This is a genomic window from Haladaptatus sp. AB618 (assembly GCF_024136965.1).
In the GTDB taxonomy this organism is placed as follows: Archaea; Halobacteriota; Halobacteria; order Halobacteriales; family Haladaptataceae; genus Haladaptatus.
In genome coordinates, this window is the sequence record NZ_JAMYJX010000001.1 from 807,628 (window position 1) to 825,603 (window position 17,976).

Below are 17,976 nucleotides of genomic sequence, written 5' to 3' on the forward strand. Positions count from 1 at the left end.
GCCGAGCTAGTATCGTTTTAGGGTTCGGCGGTACGTATCCGAACCGATGGACGACCTCGTTGCTCGGATCACCGCCGTTACCGACGAACCGCCGACGGAGCTTCGCGAACTCGACGGGGGCGAAATCGGCGCGGTATACCGCGCCGATTTCGCTTCCGGTGCGCCGCTCGTCGCCAAGACGAGCGACGCGTCGCTGACGGTCGAAGCGACCATGCTTCATCACCTCGCTGACCACGGCCTCCCCGTCCCCGACGTGTATCACGTCGAGGACGACCTGCTGTTGCTCGAATTCATCGACGGCGACTCGACCATCATGCCCGACGTGGAGCGGGAGATGGCCGACCACCTCGCCGCCCTGCACGACACCGCCGCGCCCGTCTACGGGTTCGACTGCGACACGCTCACGGGGTCGCTCTCACAGCCGAATCCGTGGACGGAATCGTGGGTCGAATTCTACGGCGAACACCGTCTCAGGCACGCGGCGGAAGTCGCGCGGGAAACCGGTGAACTGCCGGAGTCGATGGTCGAACGGGTCGATGAACTGATCGCTGACCTCGATTCGCTCATCGTCGAACCCGATGCGCCGTCGCTGATCCACGGCGACGTGTGGACGACGAACGTGCTCGAATCGGACGGCGAGTTGCGTGCGTTCCTCGATCCGGCGGCCTACTACGCCCACTCGGAGATCGAACTCGCGTACATGGACTGGACGAACTCCGTCGGACCTGCATTCTTCGAGCGCTACGACGAACGTCGCGGAATCGACGCGGGATTCGAGTCGCGCCGGGACGTGTACGTCGTCTATCCACTCCTCTCGCACGTCTTTCACTTCGGGGAGCGGTATCTGTCGAAACTCGACCGGACGCTGTCGCGGGTGGGCTACTGAAGCTAGTCCAAAATCTCGAAAATCTCGGGCAAGCCCTCGATTTCGTACGTCGGTTCGACGGAGAGTTCGTACTCCGTCCTGTGCGGGCGGCGGATGAACGCCGAATCCAGTCCGGCGTTGTCGGCGGCGACGACATCGCTCTCGCTGTCGCCGACGAAGAGGGCGGTTTCGGCTCCGATGTCGGCCAGCGCGCGGTCGAGGAAGTGCGGGTTCGGCTTCTTCCGGCGGATTCCCTCGACAGTCGGCGGCCTGCCGTAGTAGGTCTCGAAGTGGCGTTCGAGTTCGAAGTAATCGAGCATGAACTCGACGGTAGCCTGCTGGTTCGAACTGACGAGGCCGAGCGGTCGCTCGAACGAGGAGAGGGCGTCGATGTCGTTGTAGGTCGTCGTCCGTCCGGCCTCGATTTCGCGCAGTTGAATCTCCGAGGCGGCGCTGTCGCGCGTCTCCCAGAACGAATTCGGATCGAAACCGTACGCCTCACACACCTCCCGAAAGCCGTCGGGGGTGGCGCTGTGCGTTACAGCGGCAAGGTGGTCCTCCGCCGGGTCTACGTCGAACTCCTCGAAGGCCGAGCGCGCCGCTTCCTGGAGCAACTCGCGTTTCGGCGGTTTCACGAGGACGCCGTCGTTGTCGAACAACACCGCATCGTACATGATTCGGTCTCGTGAGCGGAGGGGGGTAGGCGTTCCCATTTCCGACGGCCAAAGCCGGTTTGCACGTCGATACCGAAGTAGGTTCGATGGACCCGAATTCGGACTTTTCGGACGAACAGGCGGGAAAACGCGTCGTCGCGGACGACGGCACCGAAGTCGGCGTCGTGAAGGAGGTTCGTGACGGGACGCTGTACGTCGAAGTCGGGGGCAACCCGAACCCGGACACGATCGACGAACTCGGCTGGGGCGGGGTCGTCAACCAGTCGGTGCACGAACTCAAGCGGCAGTTCATCGGGACGATCACCGACGAGACGGTTCGCCTGTCCGTGTGAATACGCGGCCGCGATGGCAAAGGTCGCCGCTTTCTGCGACGGTCGTTCGAGCTCCATTTCGACCAGTTCGGCGCTTTCGGCGCTCATACGGCGTGATTCACCGAAACACCACGTCATCGCTCTCGGTGACCGTTTCCCGATTTCTCCCACCTAACTACGTGGAGTGACAAAGGGGGGTAATGAATACGGATTCGAGACCCTCGGAGGCTACTCGCTGATGTCCGGGGAATCGACGGTTCACCCCGGAGAGTTCGTTCGAAACCTGCGTCAGTTCCGTTATCGGGAACTGATGATGGCGGTCGCAACCGTCGCCGTCATCGTCGGCGCAATCGGTCTCTTTCCCGGGACGGCGAACGTCACGCAAGGGTTGAAGACGAACGCGACGACGACTGACCTCGTCCTGTTCGTCGCGCTCATCATACTGGCGGCGATGCTGAAGGGTATGGTCGGGTTCGGCTTCGCGCTCATCGCCACGCCGCTCGCGGCGTCGGTCATGAACGTCGATATCGCCGTCATTGTCCTCGCCGTCCCGCCGTGGATGATCAACGTCTTTCAGGTGGGCGAGACGAACACCGGCCTCGGCTACGTCCGCCGTGAGTGGTCGCTCATCGCCCTCGCGTTGGTCGGTACCGTGGCTGGCGTGTTCTTCTTCTCGGCGTTCAAGACCAGCGCGGTGGTGGTGTTCCTCATCGGCCTCGTCCTGTTCGGGTACGTCCTCTTCCAACTCGGGAAGGGGTTCGTCTCCATCGAAGGGACGCACAATCCCGTCGCACTCGGCGTCGTCGGCCTGCTGGAGGGCTTTCTCCTCGGCGCGGCCAACCTCGGTCCGCTGCTCCCGACGTACCTCCACACGTTCGAGCGGGACAAGGAGCGGTACGTCGGCGGCCTCTCGATGGTGCTCGGTCTGGTGTTCACGGTGAAAATCCTCCAGATGCTGGTGACGGGCGTGATGACGACGTACTACCTCTGGTTGGGTTCGACCTTCGCAGTCGTCACCCTCGTCGGCCTGTTCGCCGGGACATATCTCCGACGCGTCGAAATCGACGAGCGGAAGTTCAACTGGTTGGTCGTCGCCATCCTGCTGGTCATCTCGTTGAAAATCTTCTCGAAGACGGTTCCGGCGCTGTTCTTCTGAGAATTACTGTACCGTGGCGACGTTCCATCCGTCGTCCGTTATTCGCTCTTCGGCGACCGTTTCGCCGTCGCCCAGGACGCGGAACAGGAATCCTTCGCCGTTCCGCTCCGTCGCGAGTCGAATCGTCGCCACGTCGGCGTCGAATTCAGTTTGCCGCTCGTCTGGGACCCAATCGTCACGGATGGCTGTCACGCCGAAATCGCCGTACGAAACCGTGGTCGATTCCTCGATGATTCCGTCGGCGCGGACCTCTGCGACGATTCCTTCGTTGCTCTCGTTCTCCCGAATCACGAGCGTGTACGTCGTGAGTGACATGGGGGAGCGTTTGCCACCGCCGACCATTCGCGGCGTGGTTGCAAATGCTGGCCTTTTTACTCGACCCGTTCGAGAACGACTCCATCCGTGAACCCGCCCCGGTCGTCGGCTTTTTCGGCTCGAATCCGTTCCAACTCGTCACGCGTGAGTCCGTCGGAGTCCGCCAGCGCATAGACGACTTCGAGCACGTCGGCCAGTTCCGCCGGTTCGCCGGATTCCTGGAACTCCGTTACCTCCTCGTCCAACTTCTCCGCGAGTCGTCGCTCATACTCGCCTTCATCCGCAATGTGTGTTACCGGGCGTTCGTCGTTTTCCTCGATGATCTCGGGGATCCGGTCGCGTACCAGTTTGTCGTACGTTTGGGTCATGGGAATGAAAGGGAAACTGATGGTAAAAGAACACCGGCGGGACTGCCCCTATCGTGTGATGGATCGTGAGACATGCTGGTAACTGCTCCGAGTTTCGACCTCACCGGACCTTATTATCGGGTGACAAAATCGCTCATTCGAGCGTTAAGCGTCCTCGTCCGTCGGCGAAACGATGCGAAACTGAAGCGAGAAGGTCGCGCCGTCGTCGTTTTCGGCCCAGACATCCCCTCCGTACTTCTCCATCAGACGGTCCACGAAAAAGAGGTCCAACCCCTGTCCGTGGTGGAGCGGGCTGACCTCCTCTCGCCCGAAGATGAGGTCGTGTTCGTCGTCGGCGATTCCGGGCCCGTTGTCCTCGACCTCCACCGTGAGCGTCGATTCGCCGCGGTGAAACCGAACGAAGACTCGCGGAACACGGGAGTCGTTGTGTTCGACCGCATTCGAGAGGATGGCCTCAAGCGCGATTCCGATGGCATCGTCGGCCGCGACGAAGGTCGGTTCGTCTCCGAGGTCGCTCGTGAACTCCGCACCGGGATAGGCATTCCGAGCGGCCCTGAGTTCGTTACGAATCACCTCGTCGATGCGGATGGGAGAAAGTGTCGGGTCGGTCCGCTCCGAGAGCAGTTCGTCCAGATCGCGAGCGGTCTCGGCGTATTTGATGATGGAGTGCATCCGGCGGTGTGCGGTCGAAAGTGACTGCTGTAACTCCTCGTCGTCCACGATTTCCGCGACGATTTCGATGTGACCGAGGACGACGTTCGCGTCGTTTCGAAGGTTGTGACGGAGGACGCGGTTCAGGATTCGAAGGCTCCGTTCGTACTGCCGCCGTTCGGTCAGGTCGGAGAAGAACCCGGCATACCCGTGTAGCTCGCCATCGACGTGGATGGGGGTACACGACCCTTGTCCGTAAATCAGCCGACCGTCCTTCGTCGTGGTTTCGAATCCACCTACCCACGAATCGTCGTTCGAAAGCGACGCCGCCATCTCCTCGTACACGGATCGTTGGCCGAACAGAATCTCCGGTTTTTCACCGACGAGTTCGACCCTGTCGTAGCCGGTAAAATCGACACACGCTTCGTTCACGTCCCGGATGACGAAACTCGAATCGGTAATGATGGCGGGGTTTTTCGTCTCCCGAAACGCCTTTTTGTAAATACTCGGGTCGGTGCCGTTCATGTCTCCATCCACAATCCTTATCCAGAGAATATATCGTTATCGAGACCAAAAGATCGTTCCTCACAATCGATAGAAAATGTGGCAAAAGGGTTTTTATTATCGATCAGTGATGATATAGTACTAGATGCCCCGTCAACGGCTCGTAGATAAACTGTCAAATCCTCCAGATCACGTGACACAGATAGTGGAAGCGACGCTTCCCGATTCGGTCGCCGAACTGGCGAATTCGTACGACGTGACGGTCGGTAACCGTGACAGATTTCTGTGGCAATGGATCTATACTCTTTTTCCTTCGTTTACGCTCTCCTGTGTTCCAGACGAGCATGCGGAAACGGCTCGGACACAGAAGACGATTCTGACGATGTTCGTCACCCTGTTGGACGACCTCGCCGAAATGGGTCACGACCGGGAAACGTTCGAAGAGGCGTGTCAAATCCCGTATCGCCGTGAATCCGTGAACCCCGACCGAGACGGGGTAGATTCGGAGCAACTTCGGTTCATCCAACAGGTGTGGGACGCTTTCGAGGACGGTATCACGGCGGCCCCCATGCACGACGAGCACCGGGACATATTCGACTGTGACCTTCGGCAGACGCTCACCGCCATCGACTACTCGCGCGTCCTCAACGACAACGTCGAACTCGCCAACATGGAGGGAATCGAGCATTATGACCCACACAACATGCTCATGTTTCCGTACGCGAACGTGGACCTGATGTACTCGCCGTCGTTCGATACAGCCGACCTCGGGTCGCTCAGGTCGGTCATCTGGAACCTCCAACGGATGGCACGAATCGGCAACTGGACAACGACGTGGGAGCGGGAACTCCGCGAAGGGGACTACACGGCAGGGCCGATCGTGTACGCCCTGCAAGAGAAAATCATCTCGCCGTCGGACTTGGACCCGGCCGACGAGGACGCCATCGAATGGGTGACGAAACGGATCGAGGAAAACGACGTCGAGGACCGGTTTCTCACCGATTGGGACGAACGATACGCGGAAGTCACGGAACGAGACGAACAGGCCGATAGCGTCGATTTGGGGTCGTTCGCGGAGGGGATGAAGACGGTGCTGAGCTATCAAATCGCCGCACGCGGTCGGAAGTGAGCTACGTTTTGCGCCCCGTCACCGATTCGATTCGCAGTTCGTACAGTTCGGGTTCCACGTCACTGAGCGATTCGTCGAACACCCGGAGAGGGACGAATCGCTCGTTTATCTCGGCCTCGCTGAGCGTGTCGGACGCGGGAGCGAGACTGCCTTGCACGAGGATGCTCCACGACTCCTCACCCGTCTTTTCGTACACGACGAAACTGGCAGTATCGGTGGATTCCACGAACGACACCTTCTCGCTCCCCTCCTCGACGCCGAAGCGAAGCAGGATTTTCTCACCATCGTAGTGGAACGAGACCGGGAGCGAGTAGGCATCACCATCGCGAGCGAGCGACAGGACGCCGGTGTCCGTCGATTTCAATTTCCGTTCGAGTTCCGTTTCGTCCATGCCGAACGTGTAGACGTACTCCAAATGTTCCATACCGGCACTACGGAGGCCATCGGCATAACTCGGCCGACTGAACCGTGTGGATTCGAGTGGCTTTTCCCGCATCGCACCGGAGTCGAAAGCATGGAGGAAGACCGGTCCTTTCGCGTGCTCGCCACCCGCTCGGACGGAAGCCTGCGGTTGCTCGACCGGGAGACGTACGAACCGGTCGTCACCGCCCCCGACGGCCACGGAGGGACCGTAGACGGCGTTCACCCCGGCTACCGTATCGAAGCCGACCTCGACTGGTCGAGCGCCGAACCGACGGTTCGGTCGCTCTCGGTACGCCGGAAGACGCTGTACTCCTTCGCCGACGGTATCGACCCCGTTTTCGAGGTCGCACAGCAAGCGTGGACGGAGGCCCGGATGGGGGGCGAGTCGATGAACAGCACCGTGACGCGAAACACCGACAACGAGGTCAACGGCGTGCTCTACGTGTTCGCCGAGGACGACGGGGGACGCGTCTTCGAGTCGTTCCGCGACGGCACCCGCCCGCTGGAACCGTTGATAGACCGGGTGAACGAGGGGGAGGGCGACGACCCGCGGGACGTGTTCGTGCTCCGTCCCGCCGAGGGAGCCTACGTCATCGTCACCATCGCGCTCCGGAAGGGCGGTCAGTTCGCGGAAACGCTTCGGGAGACGTACGACTGTCCGGCACCGTCCGGAGAGTAGGTTTCGAACTCACTGGACCGTCGCTCCTCTTTACACCCCCTATAGCGTCCTATCGAGATAGTCGACGACGATACTGTAGGCGTGAATTTTCTGGTCAGTGTCCGTCGAACCGTGCCCTTGTTCGCCCAGTTCCTCGTACTCGAACTCCTCGCCGTCCGCCCATCCACGCGCTACGAGAGCATCACGATACAGTCGCGCCTGCGAGACGGGACACCGCGGGTCGTTGACGCCGTGAATCATGAGAATGGGGGATTCCGCCGATTCGACGTGGGTCAGCGGCGAGCGCTCGCGGTACAGTTCCTCGTTCTCGTCCGGTGTCCCGAGTTGCTGTTCCAGGATGTGCTGGTAGTGCGGCATGGAGTCCTCGTACAACCTTCGAAGGTCGGTCATGCCGACGTTCGCCATCGCAGCGGCCCAGAGGTCGGGGTACCCTACGTGCTGGCTGTAGGCGCTGTAGCCACCGTAGGAGCCGCCGAACACCGCGACGCGGTCCTCGTCTATCCAGTCCCGTTCCATCAGCCAGCGGCCGCCGTTGGCGATGTCCTCCTGTTCGCCGCCGCCCCAATCGCCGCGGATGGCGTACTTGAACGCCCGACCTCTCCCCGTCGAACCGCGATAGTTCGGCTGGAAGACGGAGTACCCCCGCGCGACCAGAAACTGGGTGAGTTCGTTGAACGACCGAGTGTACTGTGCGTGCGGCCCGCCGTGTACCAACACGACCGCCGGTTGCCCGGTCGCCCCGGGATCAGCGCCGGGCCGTTGTCGGGCGTCGTACAGCAGTCCGCCGATGGTCCAGCCACCGGACTCGTAGGTGACGTACTCCGCATCGACGAACGCCGACGGGTCGATGTCCCCGTATTCGGCGTCGAGGACGACCTCGTGCTCGTCGGTTCCGAGGTCGTAGGCGAGGAGTCGCTGTCGTTCGTTCGGTGTCATTTGTGTGAGGACGACGCGGCCGTCCCCGAGGAACGGCCGGTCGGCTCCTTGGACGACGGTCGTGTTGCCTTCGGGGAGATTCAGCTCCCGCCCGGTTCCGGTTTCCAGGTCGTAGACGACCGGAACCGTTGCCGCCCTGCGAGTTCGAAGGACGAGCGCTCGGCGACCGTCCGGAGTGAACGTTGCGGGGTATTCGACGTGTTCGCCGTATCCGAGCCACTCGACGGAATTCCGTTCGAGGTCGTAGATTCCGGCGCGAGGTTTGTCCTCCGCGTTGTCCTCGATCAGCAAGCGCGTGCCGTCCGGTCCCCAGTCGGAAACTGACGTTTCCGACCTGGTTTCGCCGACGTCGAGGCGTCGCGGGTCGCTCCCGTTCGAGGCGGCGACGTACACGTCCATATTGTCGAGGTCGTCGGTTTCGTTGGTCACGTAGGCGATTCGGTCCCCCTCGGGAGCGTACATCGCGTTCCACGTCGGTTGGTCGTAGTCCGTGAGCTGGTCGGCTTCTCCGGTTTCGATGTCGGCGCGGTACAGGTTCATCTGCTCGCCCTCGTCGCTCGCGTACAGGAGGTATCGACCGTCCGGGGAAACGTCGCAAATCACGGCCTGGCCGTCGGTTTCCACGATCGTTTCGCGGTCGCCGTCCGTCGTCAACGCGTGGATATCGTTCTGTTCGTCGCCGCCGTCGTCACGGTGGAAGAATATCCGTTCACCGTCAGCGTCCCAGCAAACGTGCCAGCGGGCGCTCTTCGGGACGTTTCCGTCGCTTACCTGTTCGAGTTCGCCGGATTCGACGTCGAGGATACACAGTTCGTTTCGGCCGCTTCCGTCGTAGTAACACGCGACGCGTTCGCCGTCGCGTGACACCATCGGATGGTAGAACTCCGGGAGGGACGCGAGCGCTTCGAGCGGGACCGCCGAGTCGGAGGAATCGTGCGTCGGATCGGACATACCTGTCTTCGATGCGTATCCGACGGTAATAATGTTGTTCGTCTATCAACTACTCAGTCGAGTGGTTGGGCGTCCTCGGTAACCCCTTCGACCGCTTCGTCGTCCTGTTGGAGGCCCTTGTGAAGGTAGTAGAACGCGCCGAGCGTCCCGATGATGCCGACGATACCGCCGATGTAGAAGGCGTCCTGTATCCGAAACGTGTCCGTGATGGCTCCGAAACCGACCGGGCCGAACACCTGTCCGGCCGAAAGGGAGGCGGTGAACGCGCCCGTCACGAGACCCATCCCGTGGACGCGGCCGCGTTCGGTGCGAATGGCGACCGCGGAGGTTCGGGAGACGGCGCTGAACGCGCCCATACAGATCATGAGGCCGATTAACAGGGGAAGCGTGGTGGCGAACGGTACGGCGAGCATGGTGAACGCGCTCAACAAACCGCCGGTGACGATGAAGTGAACGCGATACTCCGCGTAATCGTCGGATAGCCGACCGAGCGGAATCTGGAGAACACCACCGACCGCCATATACACCGAGAGGACGACGCCGACCATCGTCGATGACAGCCCGAAGGCCGCCGAGGTTGCGAGGACGGGGAAAAAGGAGTTGAAGCCCCAGCGGTAGAATCCTCGAGCGACGATATACGTCATGATACCGCGGAGTTCGAAGTCGGCCCAGACGGCACGGGCGGCCTCCCACGGGTTCGGAGCCCCCGCGGTATCGCGCACGTCGTCGGGGAGTTCGGGAACGAGAACGACGACGAGGAAGAACGAGACGACGGTCAGCGCCGCCATCACGTAAAACGGCGTCGTGATTCCGGTGAGGGTGAACCACGGCGTGTGAATCGCGTGGTCGGCGAAATAGCCGCCGACGGTCGGCCCGATGGCGATACCGCCGAACAGCGAGACGTAGAACAGGTTCGTGATGGAGCCTTCGCTTCCTTCCGGCGTGATGTCGCCGACGTACGACTGTGCGATTGGCGTCACGAGGACCGACGAGAACCCTTGACAGAACCGCACGACCCCGAGCATGAGCGGCGACGAAACCATCGAGTACGCGATGGAGAGGACGGCGAACAGACCGAGACCCGTGAGAAGCAGGTTCTTCCGTCCGTAGGAGTCGGAAACCCGACCGGTAAACGGCGCGAGAACGCCCCGAGAGATGGCGAATCCGGAAAAGATGAGTCCGACGATGACGCCGGACGCGCCGAGGTCCTGTGCGTACGTCGGGAGAATCGGTTCGAGGATGCTGAAGCCGAGCATCGAGACGCCGGTTGCGATGAATAGTCCGACGAACGCACCCTTGTGCTCGCCGAGTTCGTCAAGCATGTCTCTCACGCCCCGTGGCGTGGCTACTCGTGTTCGAGAGACGGTTCATACACGACTTACTGATCAGTTAGTAAAAACGGTTACGAACGAGGTAGTCCGTGATGTTATTGTCCGAAAAAAGAACCGTAGCGCGCGAAAAAAGCGGTCAAATCGACTATATGGGTGGTCAGTCGTCGCTCGAAGCCGTCGAGTCGTCCGAGGACATCGCGCCGTCCATCGGCTCCGCGCCGCCCTCGCCCATCGAGACGTGGGCCTCTTCGCTGAGTTCCGCGTTGGGGAGCGTGAGCGAGACGATGAACGCGAGGATGAGTACACCCATTCCGGCGAGGAACACGGTGTCGATGCTGTTCGCCATCGCCGTCACCACCACGTGCTGAATCTGGTCCGGGAGCTTTTCGATGGCCTCCGGGCCGATGCTCGCGGCGTCGGACGTGAGTTGACCGGAACCGGCCTGTCCGGCGAAGGCGTCGGAGAGGCGGTTGGTGAGTTGGTTGTTCAACAGCGCACCGAGGACGGCGACGCCGATACCGCTCCCGAGGCTCCGACTGAACGTGACGGAGGTGGTCGCGACACCGAGGTCCTCTCGGTCGACGGCGTTCTGAACCGCCACGGTGAGGACGGGCATGACGAATCCGAGTCCCATCCCGGTGATGATCATGAAGATGGTCGATTCCGTCGAGGTGGTCGATGGTCCCATCGTGTGGAGGAACCAGTAGCCGACCGACCCGACGAGGGTTCCGACGACGGCGAAGACCTTGTAGCGGCCGAACCGGGTCATCAACTGTCCCGTCGCACCGCTCGTGACGAGCATCCCGCCGACGAGGGGGAACAGGAGCAGGCCGGAGTTGGTCGCGCTCGCGCCGAGGACGTCCTGCAGGAAGACGGGGAGGTAGATGGTTGCCCCGAACATCCCGATACCGAGACAGAAGCTCAGCGTCATGACGCCCACGACGGTGTGCCTGTCGAGCAGGTGAACCGGGAAGACCGGTTCGTCGACCCGCAGTTCCTGCAGGACGAACAGGACGCCGAAGACGATGGTCGAAGCGATCAGCCCGAGGATTTGGACGGAATCCCAGGCGTACTCGCTACCGCCCCACGTCGTGGCGAGCATGAGCGAACCGACCGCGACGACGAGGAGCGCCGCCCCGAGGTAGTCGATATCGTGGTCGGCGTCCGGCGTCGGGAGGTCGAGTTTGAAGTGCGTGATGAGGATCGCCGCGAGTCCGATGGGGACGTTGATGTAGAAGATCCAACGCCAACTGTAGTGGTCGGTGAGGTACCCGCCGAGGAGCGGTCCGCCGACGGTCGCGCCACCGAAGATGAGCATCATGTAGCTCATGTACTTCCCACGTTCGCGGGGCGAGAAGATGTCGCCGAGGATGGTCGTCGCCATGGCGATGAGACCACCCGCGCCGATACCTTGCAGCGCGCGGAAGGCCGCGAGTTGCGTCATCGGGCCGACGACGTCGTTGACGGCGGCGAACTCCCCGGCGAGTCCGGAGAGGATCGAGCCGATCAGGAAGATGGAGATGGACGTCTCGAAGATGAGCGAGCGTCCATAAATGTCGCTCAGCTTCCCGTACAGCGGCGTCGTCACCGTGACCGTCACGAGGTAGGCAGTGACGATCCACGACATCTTGCTCGCGTCGCCGAGGTCGCCGACGATGCGCGGGAGCGCGGTCGAAACGATGGACTGGTCGATGGAGCCCAGCAACATCCCCAGCATGAGTCCACCGAGGATGATGGCCCGTTCACGACCGAGTCCGTTACTCGATTCTGTACTCATACGTTGATCCTCCGTTCGAGCGGTGGATCACTGCGTAAATATTGAATGAACATTCAGTCACCTATGGCTTACTGAACAGTTAGTCAGTGATAAATGTTTCGAGAGAAGAATTGCCACTCAGGACTCCATTTCGGGTGCGAGAACGCTTCCCTCCCCCAATTCCTCACGATTAGTGGTTTTGTTTTGGCGGTCTCCATCCGCTTTCAGCACGGTAGCGAGTCGTCGCGAGGAGACGACACGACTACACTGATTGCACGGTGCACACCGCTTGCATAGTACTCACAGGTTCCTCTATCTCCGTTCATCCCTACTTCGGTTCGATGACAGTCCAAACGCGGTCGTCAACTACGCCAGCAGCGAGGGTGCCGCGAACGATGTGGTTCGTCGTTATTTCGTGGGCCGAGGGAAAGTTCGAGTCGTATCGGGAGGATTCGGTATCGCTCTCGGCGGCGGATTTTCCGGCCGATGGCTCCGATTAACCCGCCATACTGGAGCATGTAGGGGGGAGAGATGACTGAACGTTCATTCAATTTTTATACCCGGAGTCCGTAGCTAGCGTATGCACCGATTCGATGCGAAAGCCATCGCGTTCGGTGGTCGGTCCTCGGAACGCGAAACGTTCGACCCGCCTCGGCCAACGCGGAAAACGATAGACGAGGGTTTCAGCCGGTAATGACGGCGAAACCATCTTTTCTTGAGGATCCGACCGACACTCGTGGTGCCATCATGCGGGCGACGTATTTGGCCCTCTGCAAGCACGGTTACGCCGACCTCACGATTCAGCGCATCGCCGACGAGTTTCCGAAGAGCAAGTCCCTCCTCTATCATCACTACGACGGAAAGGACGACCTCTTGCTGGATTTCCTAGGATTCATGCTCGAACAGCAAAAGGAGCGAATTCCGGCGAAGCAGTCCTCGGGCAGTCCGCGGGACCATCTGAACGCCATCTTCGACCGCATTTTCGTCACACCGATTCCCGACGACTACCGGGATTTCTCGCGCGCGATGGTCGAACTCCGCGCGCAGGCCGCCCACGACGAGAAGTATCGGAACCACTTCACGCGCAGCGACGAGTTCTTCCGCGGACTCCTCACGCGCGTCATCCAGTCAGGTATCGACGAGGGAACCTTCCACGACGTGGATGCCGAGGAAGTCGCGGAGTTTCTCCTTCTGATCGTCACGGGGGCGATGACCAAACGCGTCACGACGAACAACGATGCCATCGAAACGGCTCGTAACGAACTCGACGCTTACGTCCGCCTTCGCCTCCTCGTTGACGAGAACTGAACCGACACCGGACTCAGTGAACGATGGTGACGGGAACCGGTGACCGCCGCGTCACGGACTCCGCGACGCTGCCGAGGAAAATCCTGTCGAGACCGGTTCGTCCGTGGCTCCCCATGACGATACCGTCGATATCGTTCTCGCTGTCTCCCGCGTATTCCACGATGGTGTGTGCCGGTCGCCCCATCAGTTTGACCGTCTCCGTCGTGACATCCAGTTCGTCCGCCAGTTCGGTCATCTTTTCGAGGAGTTCCTCCGTGGCTTCCTGTTCGGCCTTCTCCACGTCGTCCGCGTAGAGCATGTCCCCGAACTCGTCCGAGGAGATCCACGATCGAGGATCGAGAACGTGCAGGAGGACGATGGTCGCCTCCGGATACACGTCGGCGGCGTGTTCGAGAGCAGTTTCTGACTGTGGTGCAGCGTCTATGGGGACCAGAATTCGCCGAGACATAGGTCGTCTATCGACAGCGACCAGTACAGTTGTTTCGGTGGAAACGACGAACGCGAGGAAAAGTATCCCGTTCAGTCGGCCGGTGACGGGGTGTTGGCTCCCTCGACCTCGCTCGTCTTCCACGTCCCACGGCGGAACCAGAGGAACGCGAGGATGGCCGCGGCGACGTTCGAGAACGCTATCGCGTACCAGACACCCGTGGGACCCATCCCCCGTATCTCCAGTAGATAGTACGCCACAGGGAGACGGAACACCCACAGCGAGAGGATGGTGAACACCATCGCGGTGGTCGTATCCCCGGCCCCGCGGAACGCCGAGGTGACGACCCGGAAGACGCCGAGGAACAGGAACGTCGGACCGATGATGCGGAGATACTGTGCGCCGATGTGGATGACGGTTTGACGGCTGAAGTTCTCGCTGCTGCCGACGAAGATACCGATGAGGGGTTCCGCGAAGTGCCACGCGACGACGCTCACGACGACGAGGACGACCGCCAGCGTGGCGGACGCGTAGTACACCGCCCGCTCCGAACGCTCCGGTTTGTCCGCACCGAGGTTCTGGCCCACCATCGTCGTCGTCCCCTGTGCGAGCCCGATGCTGGGGAGGAAGACGAGCGAGTTCAGCCGATTACCGATACCGTAGGCCGCGACCGCCGGGTCCCCGGCCATGGCGACGATGGCGGTCAGGAACGTGATACCGAGCGCCCGCATCGACATATCGACGCTCGCCGGGACGCCGATGCGAACGATCTTCTTCACCGTCTCCGGTTCCGGAACGATATCGTCGAACGAGAGGTGAATCCCGACGCGGCCGCTGAACAGGATGGTGAGGCCGACGACGGCGGCGATTCCGCGCGACAGGACGGTCGCTATCGCCGCCCCTTGAACGCCGAACCCGGCGAAGCCCGTGGCGTCGAACAGCGTCGTCTGGAGGCCACCGAGTCCGAGCGCCTGCAACAGCAGGTTGTCGGTGAACCCGTAGACGAAGAACGGGTCGAGGACGATGTTGAGCGTGACGCCGAACGCCATGAGATACATCGGCGTCCGCGTGTCGCCCCAGCCACGCAGGAGCGCCTGAAACATGAAGAAACCGAACATGAAGAACACGCCGAGGAAAGTCGTCCGCGTGAACTCCACGGTCCACCGATATATCTGCGTTCCCGGCGTCGTCCCGATGAGCGAGACGAGGGTCGGTGCGGCGAGATACCCGATGACCGCGAACACCAACGACGCGAGCAACGTGAACGAGATGGTCTGTCCCGCGACGTGGTCCACGCGCTCGTGGTTGCCCGCCCCCTTGTTCTGTGAGACTAACGCGGTTCCGGCGATGGAAAAGCCGGTTCCGAGGCTGATGAGCAGGAAGATTATCGGGAACGCGTAGGAAACCGCGCTCACCGCGCCGGGACCGATCTGGCCGACCCAGAACGTGTCCGCGAGGTTGTACACGACCTGCATCAACTGGCTGGCGACGATGGGTGCCGACAGGATGAGGAGCGGTTTGTACAAGTCGCCGTCGGTCAGGTCCAGATCCCTATTTCCGGCGCTCATTCGTCGCCTCCGGCACAAATATCGTCGACGAACTCGTCGATGACTTCACGCCCCACTTCGTTCGGGTCGTTGGATCCGAGGACGACTCCTCGGCCCCGGACCCCGTCGAGAAATATCAGGAGTCGTTCGGCCGCCCGTTCCGGATCGATGTCCTCCTCGAACTCGCCGCGCTCGATACCCTGAGCGATGATATCGGCGAACAGTTCCCGCAGTCGGTCGTTGTTCTCCTGGAACTGGTCGCGGAACGCGTCGTTGTAGGGCGCTTGCATCCCCATCTCCAGCATGGCGATGTCGAAGTCGCTCTCCGAGTCGGGGTCGGGAAACAGCGCATCGATGCTGAAAAGCAGCGCGTCCGTCGCGGTGTCGTAGTCGTCCGTCGAAATTTTCGCGTCGAACTTCTCGTGGAGGTGGTCCAGAAACGAGAGGAGCAACTCCTCCTTACAGTTATAGTGGTAGTGGAGAAGCGACTTGCTCTTGCCGAACTCGTCGCTGATACGCTTCATCGTGAGGTTCGCATAGCCGTGTTTGCAGAGCGCCCGATGTGTGGCGGCCATGATGGCCTCGTGTGTTTCGGGCGGCGGCCCGTTCGACTGCTGTGTTCCCATCTCTAACTGAATAGTTAGTCAGGAGAGTTAATAGTTGTGTTGTTTATCAGGAGAAAAACAGGGACGAAACGGAGGGATGCCAATTCACGTGTCATACTGGTCAATACACGCTGTTCGCATCGAGACCACAAGCGTTTTGCCGCGATAACTAGTTGTTTAGTTAATGGCAGCGCCTTCCGACGGTGACGAGCGTTCCGACGCCGAACAGGCGATAATGCAGGCGACCTATCGGGCACTCTGTGAACACGGCTATGCGAACCTCACGATACACTCCATCGCGGAGGAGTATGGCAAATCGACGGCCGCGATTCACTATCACTACGACACGAAAGACGACCTCCTCGCGGCGTTTTTGAGCTATCTGTTGGACAAGTTCATCGACCGGGTTCACGAGGTGGAGACGACCGCCCCGCGGGAACGACTCGACTCCCTTCTGGATCGACTGCTGACCGACCGCGAAGGCTACCCCGAATTCCTGACCGCGATGCTGGAGATGCGTGCGCAGGCGCCGTACAACGACGCCGTGCGCGAACAGTTCCAGCGCAACGACGAGTACACACGATATCTGCTCAAGACCGTCATCGCCGACGGGACGGACGCGGGCGTGTTCGCCGCCGAGGACCCGGCACACGCGGCGGAGGCGCTGATGCTCATCGTGGACGGCGCGCGAAACCGGTACGTCTCTCTGGACGAGAAGAACGCGCTCGAAGAAGCGCGTGAGACGGCCAGGGAGTACGTCGAACACGTTTTGATGGACGAGTAGGAACCCGCCGCTGCCGCTCGATTCCCGGAACTATCGCGGCTCGTTTCTCTCCATCGCATCCCGGAGCGCATTCGCGAGGCTCGCCTCTTCGAGCGGCCCGTCGTACCGCGCGCCGTCGATGAAGAACGTCGGCGTACCGTTGACGCCGCCGTGGATTCCGCCCTTGAAATCGTGCAGAATCCGCTGTTCGAACCGATCCTCGTCGAACACGTCGCGTTCGAACTGTGTCGTATCCAGTTCCAACTCCTCGGCATACCGCCGAAGGTCGTCGTCTTCGAGCGCGTCCTGATGCTCGTAGAGGTGGTCGTGCATCTCCCAGAACTTTCCCTGCACACCGGCCGCCTCGGCCGCCTCTGCGGCGTGGAGGGCGTGTGGATGGGCCTGTTTCAACGGGAAGTTTCGAAAGACGAACCGGAGGTCGTCGCCCATCTCCTCCCGGATCGACTTGACGATCGGATACGCCCGGCCACAGTGGGGGCACTCGTAATCCCCGTATTCGACCAACGTGACGGGTGCATCCGGGTTCCCTCGTAAATGATCGGTTTCATCGATCGGACCGGCGAGCGTGTTGTCCGGGGAAATCGGCGTCCGATCGCTCATCTCGCGTCCCCGTTTTCGAACGCATTGAGCGCCTGTAGTATCCCGCTCGCGCCGGGGTTCACACCGACGGGGGAGACGAACGTCCATTGGATCACCCCCTCGTCGTCGATGACGAAGAGCGCCCGCTCGCTCGTTCCGTCTTCCGGTCGATACACGCCGTACGTTTTCGCCACCTTTCCCTTCGGCTCGAAGTCGGCGAGCAACGGGAAGTGGAGATTGTGGTCGTCGGAGAACGAATCGTGGCTCCAGACGCCATCGACCGAGATTCCCAGTAGCTGTGCATCGTATCGTCCGAACTCGTCGAGTATCTCGTTGTAGAGCGACATCTGGTCGCCACAGACTGGACTCCAATCCGCGGGATAAAACGCGAGAATGACGGGTTTTCCTCGAAATTCGCGCAACGAAAGCGTTTGGTCCGGCGTCGAATAGAGCGTGAAGTCGGGTGCATCCGTGCCGCATTCGAGCGCGTCCGCCGGGTAGCTCGTTTCCCCCGAGTCGTTCGCCCCACAGACGGAGAACTTCTGATCGTATGGTGATTGTTTCATGTCCCGTTCCCCCCTCTCTGGAGAGTCAAGGCTTTACGTAGTATATCTGTTGCGGGTGGTACGAGCATCGAGAAGTGGAACTCTGTCGGCCATAGAACGGGGAGCCGACTC

Annotated in this window: 21 protein-coding genes; 8 read left to right on the forward strand and 13 right to left on the reverse strand. The window is 61.0% G+C overall.

Annotated elements, in window-relative coordinates:
- The first annotated feature begins 46 nt into the window (after positions 1-46).
- Positions 47-886 carry a fructosamine kinase family protein gene (locus NKF26_RS04255; protein ID WP_253225500.1) on the forward strand — a complete coding sequence of 280 codons (840 nt, stop codon included), beginning with the start codon at positions 47-49 and terminating at the stop codon, positions 884-886.
- Between the two features lie 2 nt (positions 887-888).
- Here NKF26_RS04255 and NKF26_RS04260 read toward each other — a convergent pair whose 3' ends face one another.
- Positions 889-1,539 (reverse strand): HAD family hydrolase, encoded by a 651-nt coding sequence (locus NKF26_RS04260; protein WP_253225501.1) that lies wholly within the window; start codon positions 1,537-1,539, stop codon positions 889-891.
- An 86-nt stretch (positions 1,540-1,625) separates the two neighbouring features.
- On the opposite strand from NKF26_RS04260, the gene NKF26_RS04265 reads away from it, so the two are divergent.
- Together NKF26_RS04265 and NKF26_RS04270 are read left to right on the forward strand one after the other, a co-directional pair.
- Positions 1,626-1,871, forward strand: coding sequence for a hypothetical protein (locus NKF26_RS04265; protein ID WP_253225502.1), 246 nt, complete (start codon positions 1,626-1,628; stop codon positions 1,869-1,871).
- Positions 1,872-2,088: 217 nt separating this feature from the next.
- The gene (locus NKF26_RS04270; protein ID WP_253225503.1) at positions 2,089-3,006 is read left to right on the forward strand and encodes a sulfite exporter TauE/SafE family protein; all 918 of its coding nucleotides are present in this window, start codon (positions 2,089-2,091) and stop codon (positions 3,004-3,006) included.
- 3 nt (positions 3,007-3,009) lie between these two features.
- On the opposite strand, the gene NKF26_RS04275 is transcribed toward NKF26_RS04270, so the two are convergent.
- From NKF26_RS04275 to NKF26_RS04285, 3 genes are all read right to left on the reverse strand, one after another.
- Positions 3,010-3,321 (reverse strand): hypothetical protein, encoded by a 312-nt coding sequence (locus NKF26_RS04275; RefSeq protein WP_253225504.1) that lies wholly within the window; start codon positions 3,319-3,321, stop codon positions 3,010-3,012.
- Between the two features lie 56 nt (positions 3,322-3,377).
- The gene (locus tag NKF26_RS04280; protein ID WP_253225505.1) at positions 3,378-3,689 is read right to left on the reverse strand and encodes a nucleoside triphosphate pyrophosphohydrolase; all 312 of its coding nucleotides are present in this window, start codon (positions 3,687-3,689) and stop codon (positions 3,378-3,380) included.
- A 144-nt stretch (positions 3,690-3,833) separates the two neighbouring features.
- Positions 3,834-4,865, reverse strand: coding sequence for a PAS domain-containing sensor histidine kinase (locus NKF26_RS04285; RefSeq protein WP_253234023.1), 1,032 nt, complete (start codon positions 4,863-4,865; stop codon positions 3,834-3,836).
- A gap of 172 nt (positions 4,866-5,037) precedes the next feature.
- On the opposite strand from NKF26_RS04285, the gene NKF26_RS04290 reads away from it, so the two are divergent.
- Entirely contained in the window at positions 5,038-5,973 is a 936-nt protein-coding gene (locus tag NKF26_RS04290) for a hypothetical protein (RefSeq protein ID WP_253225507.1), read from the forward strand.
- A 1-nt stretch (position 5,974) separates the two neighbouring features.
- Here NKF26_RS04290 and NKF26_RS04295 read toward each other — a convergent pair whose 3' ends face one another.
- Entirely contained in the window at positions 5,975-6,397 is a 423-nt protein-coding gene (locus NKF26_RS04295; protein ID WP_253225508.1) for a pyridoxamine 5'-phosphate oxidase family protein, read from the reverse strand.
- A 90-nt stretch (positions 6,398-6,487) separates the two neighbouring features.
- Between NKF26_RS04295 and NKF26_RS04300 the strand changes: the two genes are divergently transcribed.
- Positions 6,488-7,075, forward strand: a complete 588-nt coding sequence (locus tag NKF26_RS04300) for a DUF6663 family protein (protein ID WP_253225509.1) — start codon at positions 6,488-6,490, stop codon at positions 7,073-7,075.
- Between the two features lie 39 nt (positions 7,076-7,114).
- Here the strand turns inward: NKF26_RS04300 and NKF26_RS04305 are convergent, their stop codons facing one another.
- From NKF26_RS04305 to NKF26_RS04315, 3 genes are all read right to left on the reverse strand, one after another.
- Positions 7,115-8,962, reverse strand: coding sequence for a prolyl oligopeptidase family serine peptidase (locus NKF26_RS04305; protein ID WP_253234024.1), 1,848 nt, complete (start codon positions 8,960-8,962; stop codon positions 7,115-7,117).
- A 53-nt stretch (positions 8,963-9,015) separates the two neighbouring features.
- Positions 9,016-10,284 (reverse strand): MFS transporter, encoded by a 1,269-nt coding sequence (locus NKF26_RS04310; RefSeq protein WP_253234025.1) that lies wholly within the window; start codon positions 10,282-10,284, stop codon positions 9,016-9,018.
- A 166-nt stretch (positions 10,285-10,450) separates the two neighbouring features.
- Positions 10,451-12,070, reverse strand: a complete 1,620-nt coding sequence (locus NKF26_RS04315; protein ID WP_253225512.1) for an MDR family MFS transporter — start codon at positions 12,068-12,070, stop codon at positions 10,451-10,453.
- A 320-nt stretch (positions 12,071-12,390) separates the two neighbouring features.
- Between NKF26_RS04315 and NKF26_RS04320 the strand changes: the two genes are divergently transcribed.
- Complete coding sequence (locus tag NKF26_RS04320) at positions 12,391-12,549, forward strand: hypothetical protein (RefSeq protein WP_253225513.1); 159 nt, start codon at positions 12,391-12,393, stop codon at positions 12,547-12,549.
- Positions 12,550-12,742: 193 nt separating this feature from the next.
- Entirely contained in the window at positions 12,743-13,357 is a 615-nt protein-coding gene (locus NKF26_RS04325; protein WP_253225514.1) for a TetR/AcrR family transcriptional regulator, read from the forward strand.
- Positions 13,358-13,370: 13 nt separating this feature from the next.
- On the opposite strand, the gene NKF26_RS04330 is transcribed toward NKF26_RS04325, so the two are convergent.
- The 3 genes from NKF26_RS04330 to NKF26_RS04340 form a co-directional block, all read right to left on the reverse strand.
- Complete coding sequence (locus NKF26_RS04330) at positions 13,371-13,805, reverse strand: universal stress protein (protein WP_253225515.1); 435 nt, start codon at positions 13,803-13,805, stop codon at positions 13,371-13,373.
- 71 nt (positions 13,806-13,876) lie between these two features.
- A complete protein-coding gene (locus NKF26_RS04335) occupies positions 13,877-15,352 on the reverse strand; it encodes an MATE family efflux transporter (protein ID WP_253225516.1) in 1,476 nt (491 codons plus the stop codon).
- Positions 15,349-15,957, reverse strand: a complete 609-nt coding sequence (locus NKF26_RS04340) for a TetR/AcrR family transcriptional regulator (RefSeq protein ID WP_066141740.1) — start codon at positions 15,955-15,957, stop codon at positions 15,349-15,351. The genes NKF26_RS04335 and NKF26_RS04340 overlap by 4 nt, the downstream gene beginning before the upstream one ends.
- A 163-nt stretch (positions 15,958-16,120) precedes the next feature.
- On the opposite strand from NKF26_RS04340, the gene NKF26_RS04345 reads away from it, so the two are divergent.
- Positions 16,121-16,720 carry a TetR/AcrR family transcriptional regulator gene (locus tag NKF26_RS04345; protein ID WP_223301771.1) on the forward strand — a complete coding sequence of 200 codons (600 nt, stop codon included), beginning with the start codon at positions 16,121-16,123 and terminating at the stop codon, positions 16,718-16,720.
- Between the two features lie 30 nt (positions 16,721-16,750).
- Here the strand turns inward: NKF26_RS04345 and NKF26_RS04350 are convergent, their stop codons facing one another.
- Together NKF26_RS04350 and NKF26_RS04355 are read right to left on the reverse strand one after the other, a co-directional pair.
- Positions 16,751-17,320, reverse strand: a complete 570-nt coding sequence (locus NKF26_RS04350; RefSeq protein WP_253225517.1) for a thioredoxin domain-containing protein — start codon at positions 17,318-17,320, stop codon at positions 16,751-16,753.
- Complete coding sequence (locus NKF26_RS04355; RefSeq protein WP_253225518.1) at positions 17,317-17,865, reverse strand: redoxin domain-containing protein; 549 nt, start codon at positions 17,863-17,865, stop codon at positions 17,317-17,319. Before NKF26_RS04355 ends, NKF26_RS04350 begins: the two co-directional genes overlap by 4 nt.
- Positions 17,866-17,976 lie beyond the last annotated feature (111 nt).